Origin of the sequence: Pantoea sp. AG1095, assembly GCF_003208415.1 — a bacterium.
GTDB classification, from domain to species: domain Bacteria; phylum Pseudomonadota; class Gammaproteobacteria; order Enterobacterales; family Enterobacteriaceae; genus Pantoea; species Pantoea leporis.
In genome coordinates this window covers 60817-79724 of record NZ_QKMJ01000007.1, presented here as the reverse complement: position 1 = coordinate 79724, position 18908 = coordinate 60817, and the positions used below count along the sequence as shown (strand labels likewise).

Annotated in this window: 19 protein-coding genes; 13 read left to right on the top strand and 6 right to left on the bottom strand. The window is 56.0% G+C overall.

Translation table 11 applies throughout. The annotated features are described in order from the left end of the window. Genes hslR through DEU53_RS15325 form a run of 3 tightly spaced genes read right to left on the bottom strand, consistent with a single transcriptional unit; the run spans position 1 to position 3284 of the window. Positions 1–402: a ribosome-associated heat shock protein Hsp15 gene (hslR, locus tag DEU53_RS15335; RefSeq protein WP_101762677.1), complete on the bottom strand. Its 402-nt coding sequence runs from the start codon at positions 400–402 to the stop codon at positions 1–3. Between the two features lie 18 nt (positions 403–420). Further along, positions 421–1089 (bottom strand): GMP/IMP nucleotidase, encoded by a 669-nt coding sequence (gene yrfG / locus DEU53_RS15330; RefSeq protein ID WP_110867626.1) that lies wholly within the window; start codon positions 1087–1089, stop codon positions 421–423. 53 nt (positions 1090–1142) lie between these two features. Next, complete coding sequence (locus DEU53_RS15325; protein WP_110867625.1) at positions 1143–3284, bottom strand: intracellular growth attenuator family protein; 2142 nt, start codon at positions 3282–3284, stop codon at positions 1143–1145. Between the two features lie 397 nt (positions 3285–3681). Here DEU53_RS15325 and nudE point away from each other — a divergent pair, with 397 nt between their 5' ends. Next, positions 3682–4248, top strand: a complete 567-nt coding sequence (nudE, locus tag DEU53_RS15320) for an ADP compounds hydrolase NudE (RefSeq protein ID WP_101762674.1) — start codon at positions 3682–3684, stop codon at positions 4246–4248. Positions 4249–4299: 51 nt separating this feature from the next. Here nudE and mrcA read toward each other — a convergent pair whose 3' ends face one another. Beyond that, complete coding sequence (gene mrcA / locus DEU53_RS15315; protein WP_110867624.1) at positions 4300–6840, bottom strand: peptidoglycan glycosyltransferase/peptidoglycan DD-transpeptidase MrcA; 2541 nt, start codon at positions 6838–6840, stop codon at positions 4300–4302. A 149-nt stretch (positions 6841–6989) separates the two neighbouring features. On the opposite strand from mrcA, the gene pilM reads away from it, so the two are divergent. The 12 genes from pilM to trpS all read left to right on the top strand — a co-directional run bounded on the left by pilM (position 6990) and on the right by trpS (position 16972). Further along, positions 6990–7799 carry a pilus assembly protein PilM gene (gene pilM / locus DEU53_RS15310; protein WP_110867623.1) on the top strand — a complete coding sequence of 270 codons (810 nt, stop codon included), beginning with the start codon at positions 6990–6992 and terminating at the stop codon, positions 7797–7799. Further along, on the top strand, positions 7799–8341 hold the full coding sequence (locus DEU53_RS15305) for a PilN domain-containing protein (protein ID WP_110867622.1): 543 nt from the start codon (positions 7799–7801) through the stop codon (positions 8339–8341). The genes pilM and DEU53_RS15305 overlap by 1 nt, the downstream gene beginning before the upstream one ends. Further along, positions 8334–8828, top strand: a complete 495-nt coding sequence (locus tag DEU53_RS15300) for a hypothetical protein (protein ID WP_101762670.1) — start codon at positions 8334–8336, stop codon at positions 8826–8828. The genes DEU53_RS15305 and DEU53_RS15300 overlap by 8 nt, the downstream gene beginning before the upstream one ends. After that, positions 8818–9195 carry a HofP DNA utilization family protein gene (locus tag DEU53_RS15295; protein WP_110867621.1) on the top strand — a complete coding sequence of 126 codons (378 nt, stop codon included), beginning with the start codon at positions 8818–8820 and terminating at the stop codon, positions 9193–9195. Before DEU53_RS15300 ends, DEU53_RS15295 begins: the two co-directional genes overlap by 11 nt. Next, entirely contained in the window at positions 9140–10399 is a 1260-nt protein-coding gene (gene hofQ, locus DEU53_RS15290) for a DNA uptake porin HofQ (protein WP_110867620.1), read from the top strand. The genes DEU53_RS15295 and hofQ overlap by 56 nt, the downstream gene beginning before the upstream one ends. Positions 10400–10880: 481 nt before the next feature. Then, on the top strand, positions 10881–11402 hold the full coding sequence (aroK, locus tag DEU53_RS15285; RefSeq protein WP_008107887.1) for a shikimate kinase AroK: 522 nt from the start codon (positions 10881–10883) through the stop codon (positions 11400–11402). A 39-nt stretch (positions 11403–11441) separates the two neighbouring features. Beyond that, positions 11442–12530: a 3-dehydroquinate synthase gene (gene aroB, locus DEU53_RS15280; protein ID WP_110867619.1), complete on the top strand. Its 1089-nt coding sequence runs from the start codon at positions 11442–11444 to the stop codon at positions 12528–12530. A 64-nt stretch (positions 12531–12594) separates the two neighbouring features. Further along, positions 12595–13632: an SPOR domain-containing protein gene (locus DEU53_RS15275; RefSeq protein WP_110867618.1), complete on the top strand. Its 1038-nt coding sequence runs from the start codon at positions 12595–12597 to the stop codon at positions 13630–13632. Positions 13633–13729: 97 nt separating this feature from the next. After that, positions 13730–14542, top strand: coding sequence for an adenine-specific DNA-methyltransferase (gene dam, locus DEU53_RS15270; protein ID WP_101762665.1), 813 nt, complete (start codon positions 13730–13732; stop codon positions 14540–14542). A 65-nt stretch (positions 14543–14607) separates the two neighbouring features. Beyond that, entirely contained in the window at positions 14608–15291 is a 684-nt protein-coding gene (gene rpe / locus DEU53_RS15265; protein WP_101762664.1) for a ribulose-phosphate 3-epimerase, read from the top strand. After that, positions 15275–15952: a phosphoglycolate phosphatase gene (locus DEU53_RS15260; RefSeq protein ID WP_101762663.1), complete on the top strand. Its 678-nt coding sequence runs from the start codon at positions 15275–15277 to the stop codon at positions 15950–15952. Before rpe ends, DEU53_RS15260 begins: the two co-directional genes overlap by 17 nt. Positions 15953–15967: 15 nt before the next feature. Continuing rightward, the gene (gene trpS / locus DEU53_RS15255; protein WP_110867617.1) at positions 15968–16972 is read left to right on the top strand and encodes a tryptophan--tRNA ligase; all 1005 of its coding nucleotides are present in this window, start codon (positions 15968–15970) and stop codon (positions 16970–16972) included. Positions 16973–17021: 49 nt separating this feature from the next. Here the strand turns inward: trpS and DEU53_RS15250 are convergent, their stop codons facing one another. After that, on the bottom strand, positions 17022–17468 hold the full coding sequence (locus DEU53_RS15250) for a hypothetical protein (protein WP_110867616.1): 447 nt from the start codon (positions 17466–17468) through the stop codon (positions 17022–17024). Between the two features lie 75 nt (positions 17469–17543). After that, positions 17544–18908 carry a siroheme synthase CysG gene (gene cysG, locus DEU53_RS15245; RefSeq protein WP_110867615.1) on the bottom strand — a complete coding sequence of 455 codons (1365 nt, stop codon included), beginning with the start codon at positions 18906–18908 and terminating at the stop codon, positions 17544–17546.

Genomic DNA, 18908 nt, shown 5'->3' with positions numbered 1-18908 from the left:
TTATTTATCACCCGACAATTTAAATTTCATCAGATCGCGGCGCTCTTTCTTATCCGGGCGGCGATCGGGGTGCGGCATGGTTAAGGCATTCATCTTGCGTGCCAGCGCGGTTTTCTCGCGCTTGTCGATGCTGGCGGCGGTTTCGGCATACAGCGCCTGGGCTTCGCTGGCCGGACGACGCTGATCGGTCACGGCGGTGATCACCACGGTGCGCTCATCGTTGCCCTGACGCAGCGTCAATTCAGCATTGAGCTCCACCAGTTTGCTCGGCTTGCTGCGCTGACCGTTGTAATGCACTTTGCCGCCTTCGACCATTTCGCGTGCCAGCGCACGCGTTTTGTAGAAGCGTGCGGCCCACAGCCATTTGTCGAGGCGCACGCCTTCGCTCACTTTCTCTTTCATGGTATTGCGGCTCCTGCTTTAACGCAGCGTCTCACACAATTGGCGATAATCGCGTACCGCCGGATGACGCTGGAAAGGTTGATCGGGCCGACCGGAATCCGGATTGCTGACGCCTAAGCACCAGCGAATGCCCCAGCGTGTTGCTGCATCCAGAATCGCTTCGCTGTCATCAATGAATAGCGTGCGCGCGCTGTCAAACGCAGTGTGTTGCTGAACGGCTTGCCAGAGACGCGGATCCTCTTTCGGATATCCAAAGGTATGGGTGGAAAGTAATAAATCAAGGTGGGCAGCTAATCCGGTCTGCTCCAGTTTCACATCCAGATTGTAAGGATGCGCATTGGTCAACAGAATCGTGCGCTTACCTGCGGCACGCAGCGCCTGCAATAGCGGCAGCGTATCTTCACGCATTGCCGCGCGGTGGCGCTTCTCCCACGTCATGGCGCGAATATCCAGCGCCAGTTCCTGCGACCAGTAATCGAGACAATACCAGTTTAGCGTATGCACCACGGCCTGGTATTTCTGCTCAATCAGCTGATGCGCTTCGCCCAGCGTGATGGCGCGTTCGCGGCTCAGGGTTTCCGGAACGTGTTCCAGCCAGAAGTGGCGATCAAAGGCGAGATCGAGCAAGGTGCCGTCCATATCCAGCAGCACGGTATCAATCTCTGACCAGTTAAGCGTAACCTGCATTGTCTTTCTCGCCGCAAAAAAGTGGGCGACAGGGTAGCACAGAAGGGGAGGGCTCAGAACAGCGAGCGCACGCTCTGCATAGTGTTCAGATTGTGGTTGAAGCACTTATCGTAATACTGCTGAATTTCCGCCATGCGCAGGCGATTGCGATGAATACGACGCAGCGCCAGCAAGCCGTTGATCAGCGCGCTGGCAATCAGCACCAGCATCAACAGCGTAGTACCCAAATAGCGCCATTGCGCCATGGCATCCGGCTCGTTATGCAGCGCGATATGGCGTGTGCCGTTGGCATCGGTGGTAATACTGGTGATGATGCCGCTGGCGGCGAATGGCGTATGCAGCAGCATGCCGGACATGCGTTGCAGTTCGCGCCATTGCGAAGGCGCATCAAGATCGAACAGCGGTACCGACGGCTGCGGCTGCATCACCATCTGACGACCTTCATCACTGACAATCAGGAAGCCACCCGGCGGTGGACTATTGAGGTTTTCAGCCGCACGACGCGTTTCACGCGCGAAGAAGCTGGAGGTGGCGGTGTTCACCAGATTTTCCAGCGCTTCGGCACTCACCGGACGCAGCAGGACGTTCATGCCATTCAGCTTGCCAGAATCCGCACGGTGAATCAGTGAATCCCAATCTTTGGCGTTGCCGAGATTCACCAGCGCATTTTTCAGGCGTACGCAATCCTGCTGCTGGCTGCACAGATCCTGGGTTTTCAGCACCAAATCCGAGAAGTCATCCAGCAGAATCATGCCCGATTTCTGAATCGCCGAGGCGAGCTGCGGATTGAGTTTGGGATCGGTATTGGTTTCCGGATGCAGCTGGCGCGTGGTGGTATCGAGCAGCGCCGAGGCTTTATCGATGATCTCCGATTGCGGCTGTGGCAGCGGCGCGGCGTTATTCCAGTAAATCGCCGAGCAGTCGAACGGCATGTAGGCGTAGCTGCGATTGCTTTGATAATTGCCCGGTACCGAACACATGCCGGTGCCACCCACTTTCAAAATGTCGCCGATGTGTAGCGGCAGCGCATTCAGCTTATCCACGCTATTCACTTCAATGCTCTCGGTGCCTTTCACCCATGCAAGGCTGAGTTTGATCGGCATGCTGAGAGGAATCCAGGTGAATAGCATGACCAGCACCAGCAGCGAGCCGCACGCCAGCACCAGATTTTTACGCCAGCGCTGCACCGGGAAGTTACGCACTTCATCCTGCAGCGACAGGAAGCGCCCCTGACGCACTACCTGACGATTGAGGTACATATCGACGTCGGTGGTTTGGCCTAAATCGTGCGCTACATACGGCTGCCAGTGCGCGGGATAGATTAAATCAATAATGCCCAGCGAGATGTTGCTCTGCTCCTGATTGGATTCACCAAACAGGCCCCAGCGCTTGGGCGCACCGCGCAGGCAATGCACATCGCGCAAACCTTTGGCGCCAGGGAAGCGATAGAGGAACCACAGGCTAACGGCGATCATCAGGCAGCCGAGCAGCGCAATCCAGCCCATTAGGCTGCCGGGCAGCACCAGACTCAGGAAGAACAGCAGGAAAGCGAAACAGATGGCAACCGCTTCACGCGTGCCGTCGGCGCGAGAAAGCTGATACTCTTCTGAGGTCTCTTTGCGTACCTGCAGCAGCTCAACATTCTCGCTCTCTTCTTTACGAATCGACGCGTTAGTGGACATCGGACGCACCAGTGGCGGCAGCGCCGGTTGTTCTACCGCGTAATTCACCAGCGAATGTCCGTTAAGCGAAATCACCAGCGGCAGCGTTTGCGTGCGGATCAGCTCTACGTGGTTCTCTTCGGCTATGTACTGTTCCCAAAGCGGCGGAAGATGCACTTCGACTTCATCGAGATAGTAGCGCCACTTCTGCGGATCGTCGGTGGAGAGGCCATAGCGGGTGATGGAGCGGGTGACAGGATAAACATTGTTGCTTTGCGCGGTGAGCGTCAGCGCTTGAGGTTCGCGCGGCTTCTTTGCGGATCGCGCACTGCTGTGTTGCTGCTGTTTCACCAGTAGCGCGATGTACTTTTCAACGGCAGCGCGTTCTTCGTCGGTGAGCTTGCGATTAGGCGGACTGATAAACGGCAGTGGTTTCGCCAACGGCGGACGATGCCGCATAGCGAACCAATAGCCGATACCTGCTAATAAGGAACAGGCGAGCATGACAGCCAGAATGACAATATAAGTGCTCATGCTTTGCTCAATCCAGCCAAAAAACTGCCTTCACGTTAACGAATTACTCCCGGTGAATCCATCAATACAAGTCAATTTTGGCGAGCAGATGTCATTCTGACAAGGGAAAAGTCAGATAAAATAACGCGCAAAATCATTTAATTATAGTTTGTTAGATCATTCCTTAACGGGATGTTAACCAGACATGACTCAACTAAATATCGGTATTTTCTGAATTTAACCCAACACCGTTGACTTATTGTGAATTTTTAACTGCATAGATAACAAGAAGTTGTTAGCAGCCATAAGTGAATGTGTGTCACCATAGTTTACTTACGCTGCGTGTCGCACAATAGTTCTGGCTTCGGTATGCTGGCGTCATCACGTTTCACAGGGTTGTGCTAAGTTTGAGGCTGATATGAAAACCCCAATGAAAAAACCTGACATCCTCAATGTGGCAGCGGTGGCCCGCTCCCGCCTGTTCACCATCGAAGCGGTCGATCTCGCTTTCAGTAATGGCGCGCGCCGCGTTTATGAGCGGATGAAACCTTCCGACCGTGAAGCGGTGATGATTGTGCCGATTATTGGCGATGACGTGATCCTGATCCAGGAGTACGCCGTCGGTCTGGAAAGCTATGAACTGGGCTTTCCTAAAGGGCTAATCGATCCTGGCGAAAGCGCCTTTGAAGCCGCCGATCGTGAACTGAAAGAAGAAGCGGGATTTGGTGCCACCAAACTGGAAGCGCTGGGCAAGCTGACCATGGCGCCCTCATATTTCTCCAGCAAGATGAACATCGTGGTGGCGGAAGGTTTGTACGAAGAGAAGCTGGAAGGTGATGAGCCGGAGCCGCTAATTGTCCATCGCTGGCCGCTAAATAATCTGCTGGCGCTGCTGGATGAACCCGACTTCCGCGAAGCGCGTAACGTCAGCGCGCTGTTTATGGTGCGTGAGTGGCTGGTGAAGCAGGGCCGTTTAAGCTACTAAATTGCATCATCATTAAAAAAAGAAAGCCGGCGCATTTGCCGGCTTTTTTGATCAGAACAGTTCGTGGCTTTCGCCGTTGTCCATGAGGGTGGTGCCGACATCATGCACCGAATACTCGGTTGGCTGGGTGCCGTTGATGAAGTACTCCTGGCGCGAGTTACCGCCGTTAGCCAACTTGCCGGTGCCGCGATCGATGTTAACGGTGACCACGCCATCTGGCGGTGTCAGCGGCTGTACCGGCACGCCTTCCAGCGCGGATTTCATATAGTCATCCCACGCTGGCTGTGCACTCTTCGCGCCGCCTTCGTAACCGGAGATTTGATCCGGTATCGCACCTGACATGGTGGAGCGACCCAACGCGCGTGAATCATCGAAACCGATCCACACCGACGTCACCACGCCCGGACCATAACCAGAGAACCACGCATCTTTCGAGCTGTTGGTGGTACCGGTTTTGCCGCCGATATCGTTACGCTTCAGGTCACGACCGGCACGCCAGCCCGTTCCCATCCAGCCCGGCTCGCCGAAGATGTTGGTGTTCAGCGCGCTCTTGATCAGGAATGACAGCGGCGTGTTGATCACGTGCGGAGCATACTGCTGCTCGCCACCCGGCTGTGCAGGCACTTGCTCCAGCTCCGGTTGCGGCACGGTTTGGTTCTGCGATTGATCGGAGGTCGCGACATTCTCGACGCTCTCTTCATTCAACGCGACCGACTTTTTGGTATCGCCATAGATCACCGGCAGGTTGCACTGCGGACAGGCAATCTTCGGTTTTTCTTCGAAGATCACGCCGCCTTGTTCATTCTCGATCTTCGCGATGAAGTAAGGATCAACCAGGAAGCCGCCGTTCGCCATCACCGCGTAGCCGCGTACCACCTGCATTGGGGTAAAGGACGCCGCGCCTAAGGCTAACGATTCGGTATGCACGATGTTCTGCGCCGGGAAGCCGAAACGCTGCAGATATTCCGCCGCGTAATCAACGCCCATCGCACGCATCGCACGTACCATCACCACGTTTTTCGACTCGCCTAAGCCCTGACGCAAACGGATTGGACCTGCATACGTTGGCGGTGAGTTCTTCGGACGCCAGTCAGCACCCGCACCGGCATCCCAGCGCGAAATCGGCACGTCGTTGAGAATCGATGCCAGCGTTAAACCGCGATCCATCGCTGCGGTATACAGGAAGGGTTTGATGTTGGAACCCACCTGACGCAATGCCTGGGTTGCGCGGTTGAACATGCTCTGGTTGAAGTCAAAACCGCCGACCAGCGCGCGAACCGCACCATCTTCTGGATTGAGTGACACCAGCGCCGAGTTCACCGCCGGAACCTGGCCGAGCCACCAGTCGTCATTCACTTTACGCACCCAAATCTGCTGGCCGGTCTGCAGCACCTGCGTCACGCTGCGCGGCGTTGGGCCTTGCAGCGTGTCAGATTTGTAAGCGCGTGCCCAGCGTACGCCGGCCATATTCAGCGTAACGCTGCTGCCATCTTTCAGCATCGCCGTGGCGTGATCGGCGCTGGCGCTGGTGATCACCGCAGCATTTAGCGGTCCGTAAGTTGGCAGATTTTTCAGCGCATTCTGGATGCGGGTTTGATCCCAGCTCGCTTCGCCCACTTTCCACAGCACATTGGTTGGACCGCGATAGCCGTGGCGCATGTCATACGCCATCACATTGTTACGCACCGCCTGCTGTGCGGCTTCCTGCAGATGGCGGGTGACGGTGGTGTAAACCTTGTAACCATCTTCATAGGCTTTATCGCCATAACGCTTCACCATCTCCTGACGCACCATTTCACTTAAGTAAGGTGCAGAGAAGGCGATTTCCGGGCCGTGATAGCTGGCCGTCAGCGGCGAGTTACGCGCTTCGTTATATTGCTGCTGCGTGATGTAGTTTTGATCCAGCATACGCGCCAGCACCACATTACGACGCGCCAGCGCACGCGTATGAGAATAGAGCGGGTTGAACGTCGAAGGTGCTTTTGGCAACCCAGCAATCATCGCCATTTCACTCAGCGACAGTTGATCAATAGGTTTACCAAAGTAGACCTGCGCCGCCGCGCCCACGCCGTACGCGCGATAGCCGAGATAAATCTTGTTGAGATAGAGCTCAAGGATTTCATCTTTGCTCAGCAGCTGTTCGATACGGATCGCGAGGAACGCTTCCTTAATCTTACGCATCAAGGTGCGTTCCGGGCTGAGGAAGAAGTTACGCGCCAGCTGTTGAGTAATGGTACTGGCACCCTGCGAGGCGTGACCGGACATCAGCGCAATGCTGGCTGCACGGAAAATCCCCACCGGATCGACACCGTGATGCTCGTAGAAACGGCTATCTTCGGTGGCAATAAACGCTTTGATTAACTCAGGCGGCATCTGTTGTAGGGTCAGCGGGACACGGCGCTTCTCGCCGTACTGGGCGATTAGATCGCCATCCGCGCTGTAAACCTGCATAGGAGTTTGCAGGCGCACATCTTTCAATGTGTTCACATCAGGCAGCTGCGGCTCTATGTATTTGTATAAACCATAAACCGTGCCGGCTCCCAGCAAAATGCAACACACTGCAAGGATCAATAAATACTTTACGAACTTCACCTGAGAATTCCCATCTGTTGTCGTTTGAGCAGTTTATAAGCAACCGCGCGGTAGTATAAAGACAAGCCTGACGCATTCATATACCTGTCAGGCTTGAAGTTGCCGGGGTATCAGCACTCTGACCTTTTAATGATAAGGAGATCGCGCGTATGGCTTTTCAGCGCTGGCAAATTGGACTGGATATCCAAAACGGACAACTGTGTGCCCTTGGCATCGAACGCCGACGTCATGGTTGGCAGTTGCGACACTGGTGGCAACAAACGCTGCCGCAAGATACGTTAAGAAACGGCGTGCTGCAAACCACGCCTGCGTTACTGGATATGTTAGGGCGCTGGCAGCGCCATCTGCCGAAGCGCTATTCACTGCGCGTTGGCCTGCCGCCGCAGTTGGTATTGCAACGCACTTTGCCGCTGCCGGAAACCTCGCTGCGTGAACCCGCGCTGGGGCGCTATGTGGCGGCTTCTGCGCAGCGTCTGTTTCCCGTCGAACCCGCTTCGCTGTCGCTGGATTATCGCTCACCGGGCAAGGATGCACCGCTTTACGTTACCGCGGCACGGCGCGAGGTGATTACGCAATGGCTGACGCCGCTCAAACAGGCAGGTCTGCGACCGGACGTGTTTGAGCTGAGTAGCCTGGCGCTGACGCAGATCGCCATGCGCCTGCCGTTACGCCACAACCACTTATTGATTCATCCGCTTAGCGATCATTGGCTATGGACGCTGGTGGGGGAAAGCACCACTTCAGGTGCGGCCACTGAACCTCTCACCCTCGCGCAGCTGCGCGAAACCTTCCCGCAGATGGAAAGCGTATTCTGCACCTCAACTCAGGTTTTGCCTGGGGAGCAGGTTAAACGCTGCAAGCCGTTTTCGCTGCTGCACTATCTGCAACCGCCGTTGCCTGCACAGGAAGGTATTTTTGCCATCGCGCTTGGGCTGGCGCTGCGCCCGGAGGATGTCTGATGCTGGCGGTCAACCTGCTTCCCTGGCGCATCCAGCAATCGCAGCGGCGGCGCCAGCAGAGTCTCTCGCTGCTGTCGCTTACGCTGGTCTGCACCTTGCTGATCCTCTCATTACTGTGGTGGCGCGGCGTCATTGCACGGCAGCAACAAATGGATGCGCTTATGGATATCACCTCTCTCCTCAGCGCGCTGCAGCTACAGCTGGAACAGCAGCAATCGCTGTTGAAGCTGCGTGAATCACTTCTTCAGGCGCAGCTGGCACAGCTGCAACGGCAAGATCAGCATCAGCGCTGGCAGCATTTTTGGCAGCAACTGCCGGAGTTAATGCCAGACACCTTGTGGCTCAATCGCCTCGAACGTCGGCAAGGGCAACTGGTGTTGGAAGGGCGGGCGCAGAGCATGGCGGCTGTCAGTGATTTTCGTCATCAGCTCATGACTCAGCCGCTGTTCAGCAGCGTAAAGCAGGGCGGTGTGAAGCGCGAAGCGGGCGGCGACTATCGTTTTGCTTTGCATGCGCGCGTGCAGGAGGTAGCCGATGAATGAACTCCTGCAGCGCTGGCTGATGCTCACGCTGCCGCTGCGCATGCTGGGACTTTTGACGTTATCGCTGGGGCTGTTTGCGCTGACGTGGATCGTGCTGCTTCGTCCGCAGCAGCAGATGCGTGAAGCGCAAGCGCGGCAGCTGGAACAGATGCGTCAACAGCAGCAACAGCGGTTGCAACAGCTGGCTTCACTTCCGGCTATTGATGTGTTGCAGAGCGAGATTAGCCTGCTGCAGCAACCCACGAAGGATACCGGCACTCAGCAAACGCTGGAGCGAATCGTAGCAGCGCGCGGCAATCAGCTGGAAGCCTGGCATCCGGATAGCCAGCCGCAGCAACTGCAATTAAGGCTTGCCTGGCCGCAATTTCTGCCGCTGTTTAGTGAACTAGCCAGCACCCGATTACCGGTGCCACAACGCTTTCAGCTGCAAGCCGAGCAAGGCGTATTGAACACGCAACTGTGGCTGGAGAGTGACGATGCGGAGTAGCGCCTTGCTGTTGTTACTCTGCAGCTCGCTGGCACTGGCGCGCGATCCTTTCCAGCCGCTGGCAGCAACGCTGTGTCAGACGCAGGTTGCTGCGCCAGAAGGCTGGCGCTTACAGGGCATTATTGGCACGGCGCCGCACTACGTGGCGTGGCTGGTGTCACCTCAAGGCAAAAGCCATCGGCTGGATAATCAAGCGCCTTTTCCCCAGCCGCCCTGGCAAGTCGTGCAGCTTACGTCGCGCATGCTGGTGTTGAGCGCAGCACAAAGCTGCACGCCACAGCAAATCACATGGGTAATAAAAGGAGGTTTTTATGAAATGGATGACGTTACTGATGCTGCTGTGTCTGAGCATGCCGCTGCGCGCTAACGACGACCAATTAAGTCTGACGTTTGATGATGCGCCGGTTGAACGCATTTTGCAGGCGCTGGCAGATTATCAGCAGACCAACCTGCTGATTGCGCCGGGCGTTGAAGGTCGGCTGTCGCTGCGATTAGACAATGTCGGCTGGGATCGCGCGCTCGCGCTGGTGACGCAGCTGGCAAAACTCACCGTGGTGCAGGAAGAGGGCGTTTTGCTGGTCTATCCGGAAAGCTGGCAGCAGCAGCAGGCGCAACAGGAAAAGGTGGAGCGTGAGGAGGAGAAGCAGCAAACGCCGCTGGAACAACAAACCGTGACGCTGCATTACGCCAGCGCCAGCGATATTTACCGCAGCCTGCAAGCCGAACGTTCGTTGATGACGCCGCGCGGTAGCGTCACGGTCGATAGCCGCACCAACAGTTTGCTGCTGCGCGATACGGCTGAGGCATTACGTGACACCGAGCGCTGGTTAAAAGCGCTGGATTTGCCGCTCGAGCAGGTTGAGCTCGCGGCACATATCGTCACCATCAATGAAGAGCATCTGCGCGAGTTAGGTGTTAACTGGGGCAAGTCACCGGCAGAAGTGGTAACGCAGGCGTTGCGCAACCCGCTGCTCGAGATTCCTCTTGCGGTGAGTAATCCGGCGTTTCGCGCGGGCGTGACGCTGGGCCAGGTCAGCGGCGAATTGCTCAATCTGGAACTGAGTGCGCTGGAGCAGGAGAACCAAATCGAAATCATCGCCAGTCCGCGCTTGTTTACCTCGCATCAGCAAACCGCCAGCATCAAACAGGGCACGGAAATTCCTTATGAGGTGAAATCGGGCAACAGCGGTGCCACCGCCATTGAATTTAAGGAAGCGGTTTTAGGCATGGAAGTGACGCCGGTGGTGCTGGGAAATGGCCGCATTCAGCTCAAACTGCGGCTGAGCCAGAACTTGCCAGGGCGCAGTGTAAACATTGGCGACAACCAGGTGCTGAGTATTGATAAGCAGGAGATTGAGACTCAGGTGACGCTGCGCGATGGCGAAACCTTAGCGCTGGGCGGCATTTTCCAGCAGCAGCGTACGCAGAGCGAAAAACGCGTGCCCTGGCTGGGCGATATGCCTTTATTAGGGAATTTGTTCCGTCAGCAAACTGATGAGCAGAAGAAAAAGGAGCTGGTGATCTTTATTACTCCCAGACTGGTCAGGGAAGCAGCGCTTACTGCCGGATAAAGCGGAAAATTCGTTCTGGGAGGCCAACTGCGTTGACGCAGGGCTGGAATTAGCTTACAAGGTTTAGCGATTTTCAAAACGGTGTAACGGAACGCGGCAGAATAACCTTCCGAATGACGTTGGTCACAAGCGATACTGACGTCAAAAGAAATATCGCCAAAATAATTCGAGCTCCAGTAAGACGTTAAATGAGTGAATGCACTGTGCTTACATCGGTAAGCGATGACAGTGGATGACCCCGGCCAGCGTGCCTGTAGCACGAAATATAGCGGATCAGCGGAGGTGCGTTACCGTCTCGCGAACCACAGACCGGTCCTGTTAAGAGGTCGCCGGGGGCAATTTATTCGGTTGCCAAACGGCCATGAGTGTTGAGATAATTTTCCGTCTGACTCTTGTTAACGCTCATGAGGTCTCAGTTCCTGTCCCGCCAGCTATGCTGAACGCGGGGTATCATCAACGAATTCTTAGTAATACCGATAAAATGGCAGAGAAACGCAATATCTTTCTGGTTGGGCCGATGGGTGCCGGCAAAAGCACTATTGGTCGTCAGTTGGCTCAGCAACTCAATATGGAATTTTTCGATTCCGATCAGGAAATTGAGCGACGCACCGGAGCGGATGTAGGCTGGGTATTTGATGTGGAAGGCGAAGAAGGCTTCCGCGATCGTGAAGAAAAGATCATTAATGAGCTGACCGAGAAGCAAGGCATTGTCCTCGCGACCGGTGGCGGCTCAGTCAAATCCCGCGAGACCCGTAATCGTCTCTCCGCCCGCGGTGTGGTCGTATACCTTGAAACCACCATCGAAAAGCAACTTGCACGAACCCAGCGTGATAAAAAGCGTCCGCTGTTGCAGGTTGAATCACCGCCGCGCGAAGTACTGGAAGCGCTAGCTGGTGAACGTAATCCGCTTTATGAAGAGATCGCTGATGTCACTATTCGCACTGACGATCAGAGTGCAAAAGTGGTGGCCAATCAGATCATCAACATGCTGGAAAAGAACTAATCCAGCGCCCTGAGGGCTCAGCAATAGGTATCGGTCATCATGGAGAAGATCACTGTCTCACTCGGGGATCGCAGTTACCCCATCACCATCGCTGCCGGACTGTTTAACGATCCGGCTTCTTTTTGGCCGCTCAAAGCAGGCGACAATGCCATGCTGGTGACAAACCAGACCCTGGCGCCGATCTACCTTGAACCCCTGTCAGCGCTGCTCAGCAATGCCGGCATTAAGGTAGATCAGGTCATTTTGCCTGATGGTGAGCAGTACAAAACCCTGGCGGTCATGGACGAGGTATTCACCGCGCTGCTGAAAAAGCCGCACGGTCGTGATACCACGTTGATTGCACTCGGTGGTGGCGTGATTGGTGACTTGACCGGATTTGCTGCAGCCAGCTATCAGCGTAGCGTGCGCTTTATTCAGGTGCCGACCACGTTGTTGTCTCAGGTTGACTCCTCCGTCGGTGGAAAAACCGCGGTAAACCATCCACTCGGCAAAAACATGATTGGGGCGTTTTATCAGCCCGCGTCTGTCGTAGTGGATACTCATTGTCTGGCCACTCTGCCACCGCGCGAATTAGCGTCCGGTCTGGCGGAAGTGATCAAATACGGCATTATCCTTGATGGCGAATTCTTCCAGTGGCTAGAGCAAAATCTTGATGCTCTGCTGGCGCTGGATGAAAAAGCCTTGGCTTACTGCATCCGTCGCTGCTGCGAGCTAAAAGCAGAAGTGGTTGCGGCTGATGAGCGCGAAACCGGCGTACGTGTACTGCTCAATCTGGGCCATACTTTTGGTCATGCGATTGAAGCGCACATGGGCTACGGCAACTGGCTGCACGGCGAAGCGGTGTCGGCTGGCATGGTGATGGCCGCACGTACCGCTGAACGTTTAGGGCAGTTCACCTCGGTTGAAACCGATCGCATTATCGCACTGCTGCTGCGTGCTGGTTTGCCTGTACATGGCCCGGCGAGCATGGCGGCGGAAGATTATTTGCCACACATGATGCGCGATAAGAAAGTGCTGGCGGGCGAGCTGCGTCTGGTGCTGCCTCTCGCTATTGGCCGCTCTGAAGTGCGTGGCGGTGTGGCTCATGATATGGTGCTGGCAGCAATTAACGATTGCCAGAAACCCTGATTATTAGAAGTGATGAGTGGTGATGCGGCGTGTGGGAAGCGCGTCGTTTTACGGAGGAGGCTAAATGGATGAGTTCAAACCGGAAGACGAGTTAAAACCTGACGCCAGTGACCGCCGTCCGACGCGGCCACGCAAATCGTCTTCTGCGCCGAAAGTGAAAGTACCGGTTTCCCGTCAACATATGATGATGGGCATTGGTATTTTGGTTCTGCTGTTGGTGGTGCTGGGGATTGGTTCAGCATTAACCGGCCCAGACGAGAAGAAACCCGCAACCAATACCGCAAATAATGGCGCGGCACCTTCTGCCGGTGGCAGCGAAAAGAACATCGACCTTTCGGGATCGACGTCCATGAGCGGCCAGCAAAACGCCACGCCTTCTGCTGAAGGCAGCGCAGCGCAAAACACCGCGGGAACAACTGCACCAGCGGGCAGCGATGGTCAAGCTATCTCGATGCCATCAGTCTCCTCGACGCCGACGCAAGCTGCGCCTGTGGATACGCCAGCTAATCAACAACGTGTCACGCTGCCGGGCGATCTCAATAGTGCGCTGAACAATCAGCAAGGTTCTGTCGATGCCGCAGCACAAGGCGCGCAGGGTAATAGCTCGCTGCCAACCGCGCCAGCCACAGTCAGCGGCAACGGTAAAGCGATCACGCCGCCAGCCATGCGTTCAGAAACCCCCGCGCGCACCAGCAACAATGGTACACGCGAGACGCACGCGTCGACGCCGCATAAAACACCGGCCGCCACTAAACCAGCAGCTGTGAAAGAGAACAACACCCGCACCACCGCGACGCGTAATCCCGCGCCTGCCAGTGCGAGCGGTGCCAGCAAATCGTTGCCGTCGGGCGGAAACTACACGCTGCAGTTGAGCGGTGCGTCGAAAGAAGAGAGCCTGAACGCCTGGGCGAGAAAACAGAACCTGAGCGGTTATCACGTGTATAAAACCACGCGTAACGGCGAACCTTGGTATGTGTTGGTGAGCGGCGCTTACGCCACGCCAGCCGATGCGAAACGCGCCGTGGCATCGCTGCCAGCGGAAGTGCGTGCGGCCAATCCGTGGGTAAAACCGCTTAGCCAGGTGAAGAAAGAAAGCCAGTAATGAGATGTGGGGCCGCAAACATGCGGCCCCGTTTAAAGCGCAGAGCTGCTGTCGGTTCCACCACAGCCAATAATTAAGATGTAATAACCACGACAGCATGAAAAAAAATCGCGCTTTCCTGAAATGGGCCGGAGGGAAATACCCGCTCCTCGATGACATCCGTCGTCATTTGCCACAAGGTGATTGTCTAATCGAACCCTTTGTCGGCGCCGGTTCCGTGTTCCTCAACACCGACTATGACCGCTATCACCTGGCGGACATCAACGGTGATCTCATCAATCTGTATAACATCGTCAAAACGCGTACCGCGGCTTTCATTGAAGACGCGCGCCAGCTTTTCAACGCTGAAGGCAACACGGCAGAAACCTACTACGCGCAGCGCATCGCCTTTAATGCGAGCAAAGATGAATATCAGCGCGCGGTGCTGTTTCTGTATCTCAATCGACACGGTTATAACGGTCTGTGCCGCTACAATTTGCGCGGTGAGTTTAACGTGCCTTTTGGCCGGTATCGCAAGCCGTACTTCCCGGAAGCGGAGCTGCTCTGGTTTGCCGAACGGGCGCAAAAAGCGACCTTTGTCTGTGAATCGTACGATGTTACTCTGAACAACGCCGTTGAAGGCTCAGTGGTTTATTGCGATCCGCCGTATGCCCCGCTTTCGGCGACAGCAAATTTTACCGCTTACCACACCAACAGTTTTAGTCTGCGCGAGCAGCAGCATCTGGCTGAGTTAGCCAATAAGCTTTCGCAGCAAAATCGCATCCCGGTACTGATTTCAAACCACGATACGGTACTCACGCGTGAGTGGTATCAGAATGCGGATTTACACATAGTCAAAGCCCGGCGTTCCATCAGCCGAAGCATAAGTGGTCGCACGCAAGTCGACGAACTGCTAGCGCTTTTCCGCTAGCCTGTTTCGTCCGCGACCAAGGCATTACGCCAGCTCAGGCTGGCGCACAAAATTGGGAGAATCGGATGAAACAATTTTTACTGGCCCCATCAATTCTGGCTGCTGACTTCGCGCGTTTGGGTGAAGACACGGCCAAAGCGCTGGCGGCAGGTGGTGATGTGGTCCATTTCGATGTGATGGATAACCACTACGTTCCCAATCTGACGATGGGGCCGATGGTGCTTAAAGCGCTGCGCGATTACGGCATCACTGCACCTATTGATGTGCATCTGATGGTTAAACCTGTGGATGCATTGATCCCGGAATTCGCTAAAGCGGGCGCCACCTTCATCACTTTCCACCCGGAAGCCAGCGAGCATGTTGATCGCACGCTGCAGCTGATCAAAGAGCATGGTTGCAAAGCGGGTCTGGTGTTCAACCCTGCGACGCCGCTCCACTACCTCGATTATGTAATGGATAAGTTGGACATCATTCTGCTGATGTCGGTGAACCCAGGCTTTGGCGGTCAATCCTTCATTCCCGGTACGCTCGACAAACTGCGTCAGGCGCGTCGCCTGATTGATGAGAGTGGCTACAACATTCGTCTGGAAGTGGATGGCGGCGTGAAAATCGATAACATCGGCCAGATTGCTGCCGCCGGTGCCGATATGTTTGTTGCCGGTTCCGCGATCTTCGGTCATCCGGATTACAAAAAAGTGATCGATGAAATGCGTGGCGAACTGGAGAAAGTTAATGGCTCATTTCACTGATATCCGCGCGCTGGCGTTTGACCTCGACGGTACGCTGGTCGATAGCGCGCCGGGCCTGGCACAAGCCATCGATCATGCGCTGAGCGATCTGCAGCTGCCGCCGCCGGGTTTGGCATTGGCTTCTACCTGGATTGGTAACGGCGCTGACGTGATGATGACCCGCGCGCTGACCTGGGCGCTGGGACGCGAGCCGCATGCCGAAGAGCAACGCGATGCGCGTGCGCTGTTTGACAAATATTACGCGCAAACGGTAGAAGCGGGCAGTACGCTGTTCCCGCAGGTAGTAGAGACGCTGGCGGCCTTGCAGGCGAAAGGCCTGCCGTTGGCGATCGTCACCAACAAGCCAACGCCATTTGTGGCGCCGCTGCTGAAGTCGCTCGGGATTGCTGAGTACTTCACGCAGATTATCGGCGGTGACGACGTAATTGTGAAAAAGCCCCATCCGGCGGCCATTTTCCTCGTCCTTGGCCATTTTGGCGTGCTTCCGGGACAATTGCTGTTTGTCGGCGATTCTCGCAATGATATTCTCGCGGCCCAGGCGGCAGGCGTACCGAACATCGGTATGACATTCGGCTACAACTACGGCGAGCCGATTGCTACCAGCCAACCCGATTTAACTCTCGACTCTTTTGACGAACTTTTGCCCGCTATCGGGCTGTGATTATCAGGACATAACATGAGCAAACCCATCGTTTTCAGCGGCGCCCAGCCTTCCGGTGAACTGACCATTGGCAACTATATGGGTGCGCTGCGTCAGTGGGTGCAGATGCAGGATGATTTTCACTGCATTTACTGCATCGTCGATCTGCACGCCATCACCGTACGTCAGGATCCAACCGCGCTGCGTAAAGCCACGCTGGATACCTTAGCGCTCTATCTTGCCTGCGGCATCGACCCGGCGAAGAGCACCATCTTTGTTCAGTCGCACGTGCCAGAGCATGCGCAGCTGAGCTGGGTGCTGAACTGCTACGCCTATTTTGGCGAGCTGAGCCGCATGACGCAGTTCAAAGATAAATCCGCGCGCTACTCGGAAAACATCACCGCAGGCCTGTTTGATTATCCGGTGCTGATGGCGGCCGATATCCTGCTCTATCAAACCAATCAGGTGCCGGTTGGCGAAGATCAGAAGCAGCATCTGGAGCTGAGCCGCGATATCGCCCAGCGTTTCAATGCGCTGTACGGCGATGTGTTCAAAGTGCCTGAACCGTTCATTCCGAAATCGGGTGCACGCGTGATGTCGCTGCTTGAGCCGACCAAAAAAATGTCCAAGTCAGACGACAACCGTAACAACGTGATTGGTCTGCTGGAAGACACCAAAGCGGTGGTGAAGAAGATCAAACGTGCGGTGACCGACTCCGCCGAGCCGCCAGTGGTGCGTTACGACGTCAAAGAGAAAGCCGGTGTATCAAACCTGCTGGATATTCTTGCGGGCGTGACCGGTAAAACCATTGCGCAGTTGGAGCAAGAGTTCGAAGGCAAAATGTACGGCCATCTGAAAGGTGAAGTGGCTGAAGCGGTTTCCGGCATGTTGACCGAGCTGCAGGAGCGCTATCATCGTTTCCGTAGCGATGAAGAGTTGCTGAATCAGGTGATGCGCGATGGCGCAGCAAAAGCCCGCGCTCATGCGCAGGAAACGCTGAAGAAAGTGTATGAAGCGGTAGGTTTTGTCGCACAGCCGTAAGCGGTTTGCGGAATAGAACAGAACGGCGGGTCATTTGACCCGCCGTTTTTTATTTGATGCGATGTAACGCCAGTTCCGCGCCATCCCAGAACAGGCGGGCGTTACCGTCAGCCAGCACGCTGATCACCGCGCCCGGCGCAGGTCCCCACGCCTGATTGCCACAGCTCACATTGAAACCGTAACGGAAGGTGAAATCACGATCCTGCCCCGCGCCATTGGCGGCGCTCAGGCGCGGTTTAGCGTTGCAGTTATCGACGGAAGGATTGATGCTGCGTTCAGCAGTGCCGCGCGTCCAGGTGATCGCATTCGGCTTAAACGCCACGCGTGCGCCCATAAACTGCGGATCATTCTTGATATACAGCTGACCGACTTCCTTCTTAGGCGTTACCGCCACCACCTGCCATTCACCCACCACGTTCGACCAGGTAACCGGTGCGGCGGTAGCAACCGCGCTTAACGGCAATAACAACGCGCAAATCCGTGAAGCAACGCGCATGGAAACTCCTTATTGACGAGAAAGATGGCCCATAGTCTGGCGACAAAGCGCAGCGCTGTACAGTTTTTTGCCGTGTCAGAACCAGCGTAACTGTGAACGCAGTTCCACTACGTGACCAACAATAATCAGAGCCGGACTGGCAAACTGCTGCGCCAGCGTGGCCAGTTCCGCCAGCGTTGCGGTCTCAACGCGCTGCTGCGGCGTGGTGCCGTTCTGCACGATCGCCACCGGCATCGCAGCATCCATGCCGTGTTGCAACAGCTGCTGCTGAATTTCCGGCGCCTGCGCCAGCCCCATATAGAACACCAGCGTTTGCTGTTCAGCCGCCAGCTTGCGCCACTCGATTTCGCCATGCTGCTGCAAATGGCCGGTGACGAAACGTACGCTCTGCGCGTGGTCGCGATGCGTCAGTGGAATACCGCTGTAAGCAGAACAGCCCGAGGCGGCGGTGATGCCCGGTACCACGCTAAACGGGATGTTGTGCTGCGCCAGCAGTTCCAGCTCTTCACCGCCGCGGCCGAAGATAAAGGGATCACCACCTTTTAGTCGCACCACCCGCTTGCCGCTCTGCGCCTGCTCAAGTAAAACCTGGTTGATCTGCGATTGCGGTACGCAGTGATTGCCGGCTTGTTTGCCGACAAAGATGCGCTCCGCATCGCGGCGGACCAGATTAAGAATCGGCGCCGAGACCAGGCGGTCATACACCACCACATCGGCCTGCTGGATGTGCTGCAAACCTTTCAACGTCAGCAGCCCCGCATCGCCCGGCCCGGCGCCTACCAGCACCACTTCGCCTTGCTGCGACAGCGGCGCATCGAACAAGGTCTCGACGATGTGCTCGGCGCGTGGTCGATCACCATTCGCCAGGGTTTGCGCCAGACGATCGCTCACGAAGAAGCGCTCCCAGAAAGCGCGCCGCTGCGCCATGCTGTTAAAGCTACGCTTCACACGATTGCGCAACGATCCGGCTAAGGACGCTAACTCACCCAGATGTTGTGGCAGCATCGCTTCAAGTTTTTCACGCAGCAAACGCGCCAGCACCGGCGCGCGACCGCCAGATGACACGGCGATCATCAGCGGCGAACGGTCGACAATCGACGGCATAATCGCGCTGGCTTCCTGCGGCGCATCCACCAGATTGCAAAAGATGCGCCGGCGCTCAGCCGCATCGCCAACCTGCTGATTCACCGCATCATCATCGGTGGCGGCAATCACCAGCCAACAATCCGCGAGCCAGCGCTCGTCAAACGCGCCGGGGAGTAAGGTCAACTTTCCCTGTTGTGCCCACTGCTGAAAAGCGGGAGAGAAATCCAGCGCGCCAACCTGCAAATTGGCACCGGCGTCCAGCAGCAAACGCGCTTTGCGTTCTGCTACATCGCCACCGCCCACCAGCAAACAGCGCTTGCCTTGCAGGCGGCAAAACAGCGGAAAGTAGTCCAT

Bases quoted from the DNA above. Each gene is read 5' to 3' on its own strand.
- hslR (WP_101762677.1), bottom strand. From the start codon at position 402: ATGAAAGAGAAAGTGAGCGAAGGCGTGCGCCTCGACAAATGGCTGTGG.
- yrfG (WP_110867626.1), bottom strand. From the start codon at position 1,089: ATGCAGGTTACGCTTAACTGGTCAGAGATTGATACCGTGCTGCTGGAT.
- DEU53_RS15325 (WP_110867625.1), bottom strand. From the start codon at position 3,284: ATGAGCACTTATATTGTCATTCTGGCTGTCATGCTCGCCTGTTCCTTA.
- nudE (WP_101762674.1), top strand. From the start codon at position 3,682: ATGAAAACCCCAATGAAAAAACCTGACATCCTCAATGTGGCAGCGGTG.
- pilM (WP_110867623.1), top strand. From the start codon at position 6,990: ATGGCTTTTCAGCGCTGGCAAATTGGACTGGATATCCAAAACGGACAA.
- DEU53_RS15305 (WP_110867622.1), top strand. From the start codon at position 7,799: ATGCTGGCGGTCAACCTGCTTCCCTGGCGCATCCAGCAATCGCAGCGG.
- DEU53_RS15300 (WP_101762670.1), top strand. From the start codon at position 8,334: ATGAATGAACTCCTGCAGCGCTGGCTGATGCTCACGCTGCCGCTGCGC.
- DEU53_RS15295 (WP_110867621.1), top strand. From the start codon at position 8,818: ATGCGGAGTAGCGCCTTGCTGTTGTTACTCTGCAGCTCGCTGGCACTG.
- hofQ (WP_110867620.1), top strand. From the start codon at position 9,140: ATGAAATGGATGACGTTACTGATGCTGCTGTGTCTGAGCATGCCGCTG.
- aroK (WP_008107887.1), top strand. From the start codon at position 10,881: ATGGCAGAGAAACGCAATATCTTTCTGGTTGGGCCGATGGGTGCCGGC.
- aroB (WP_110867619.1), top strand. From the start codon at position 11,442: ATGGAGAAGATCACTGTCTCACTCGGGGATCGCAGTTACCCCATCACC.
- DEU53_RS15275 (WP_110867618.1), top strand. From the start codon at position 12,595: ATGGATGAGTTCAAACCGGAAGACGAGTTAAAACCTGACGCCAGTGAC.
- dam (WP_101762665.1), top strand. From the start codon at position 13,730: ATGAAAAAAAATCGCGCTTTCCTGAAATGGGCCGGAGGGAAATACCCG.
- rpe (WP_101762664.1), top strand. From the start codon at position 14,608: ATGAAACAATTTTTACTGGCCCCATCAATTCTGGCTGCTGACTTCGCG.
- DEU53_RS15260 (WP_101762663.1), top strand. From the start codon at position 15,275: ATGGCTCATTTCACTGATATCCGCGCGCTGGCGTTTGACCTCGACGGT.
- trpS (WP_110867617.1), top strand. From the start codon at position 15,968: ATGAGCAAACCCATCGTTTTCAGCGGCGCCCAGCCTTCCGGTGAACTG.
- DEU53_RS15250 (WP_110867616.1), bottom strand. From the start codon at position 17,468: ATGCGCGTTGCTTCACGGATTTGCGCGTTGTTATTGCCGTTAAGCGCG.
- cysG (WP_110867615.1), bottom strand. From the start codon at position 18,908: ATGGACTACTTTCCGCTGTTTTGCCGCCTGCAAGGCAAGCGCTGTTTG.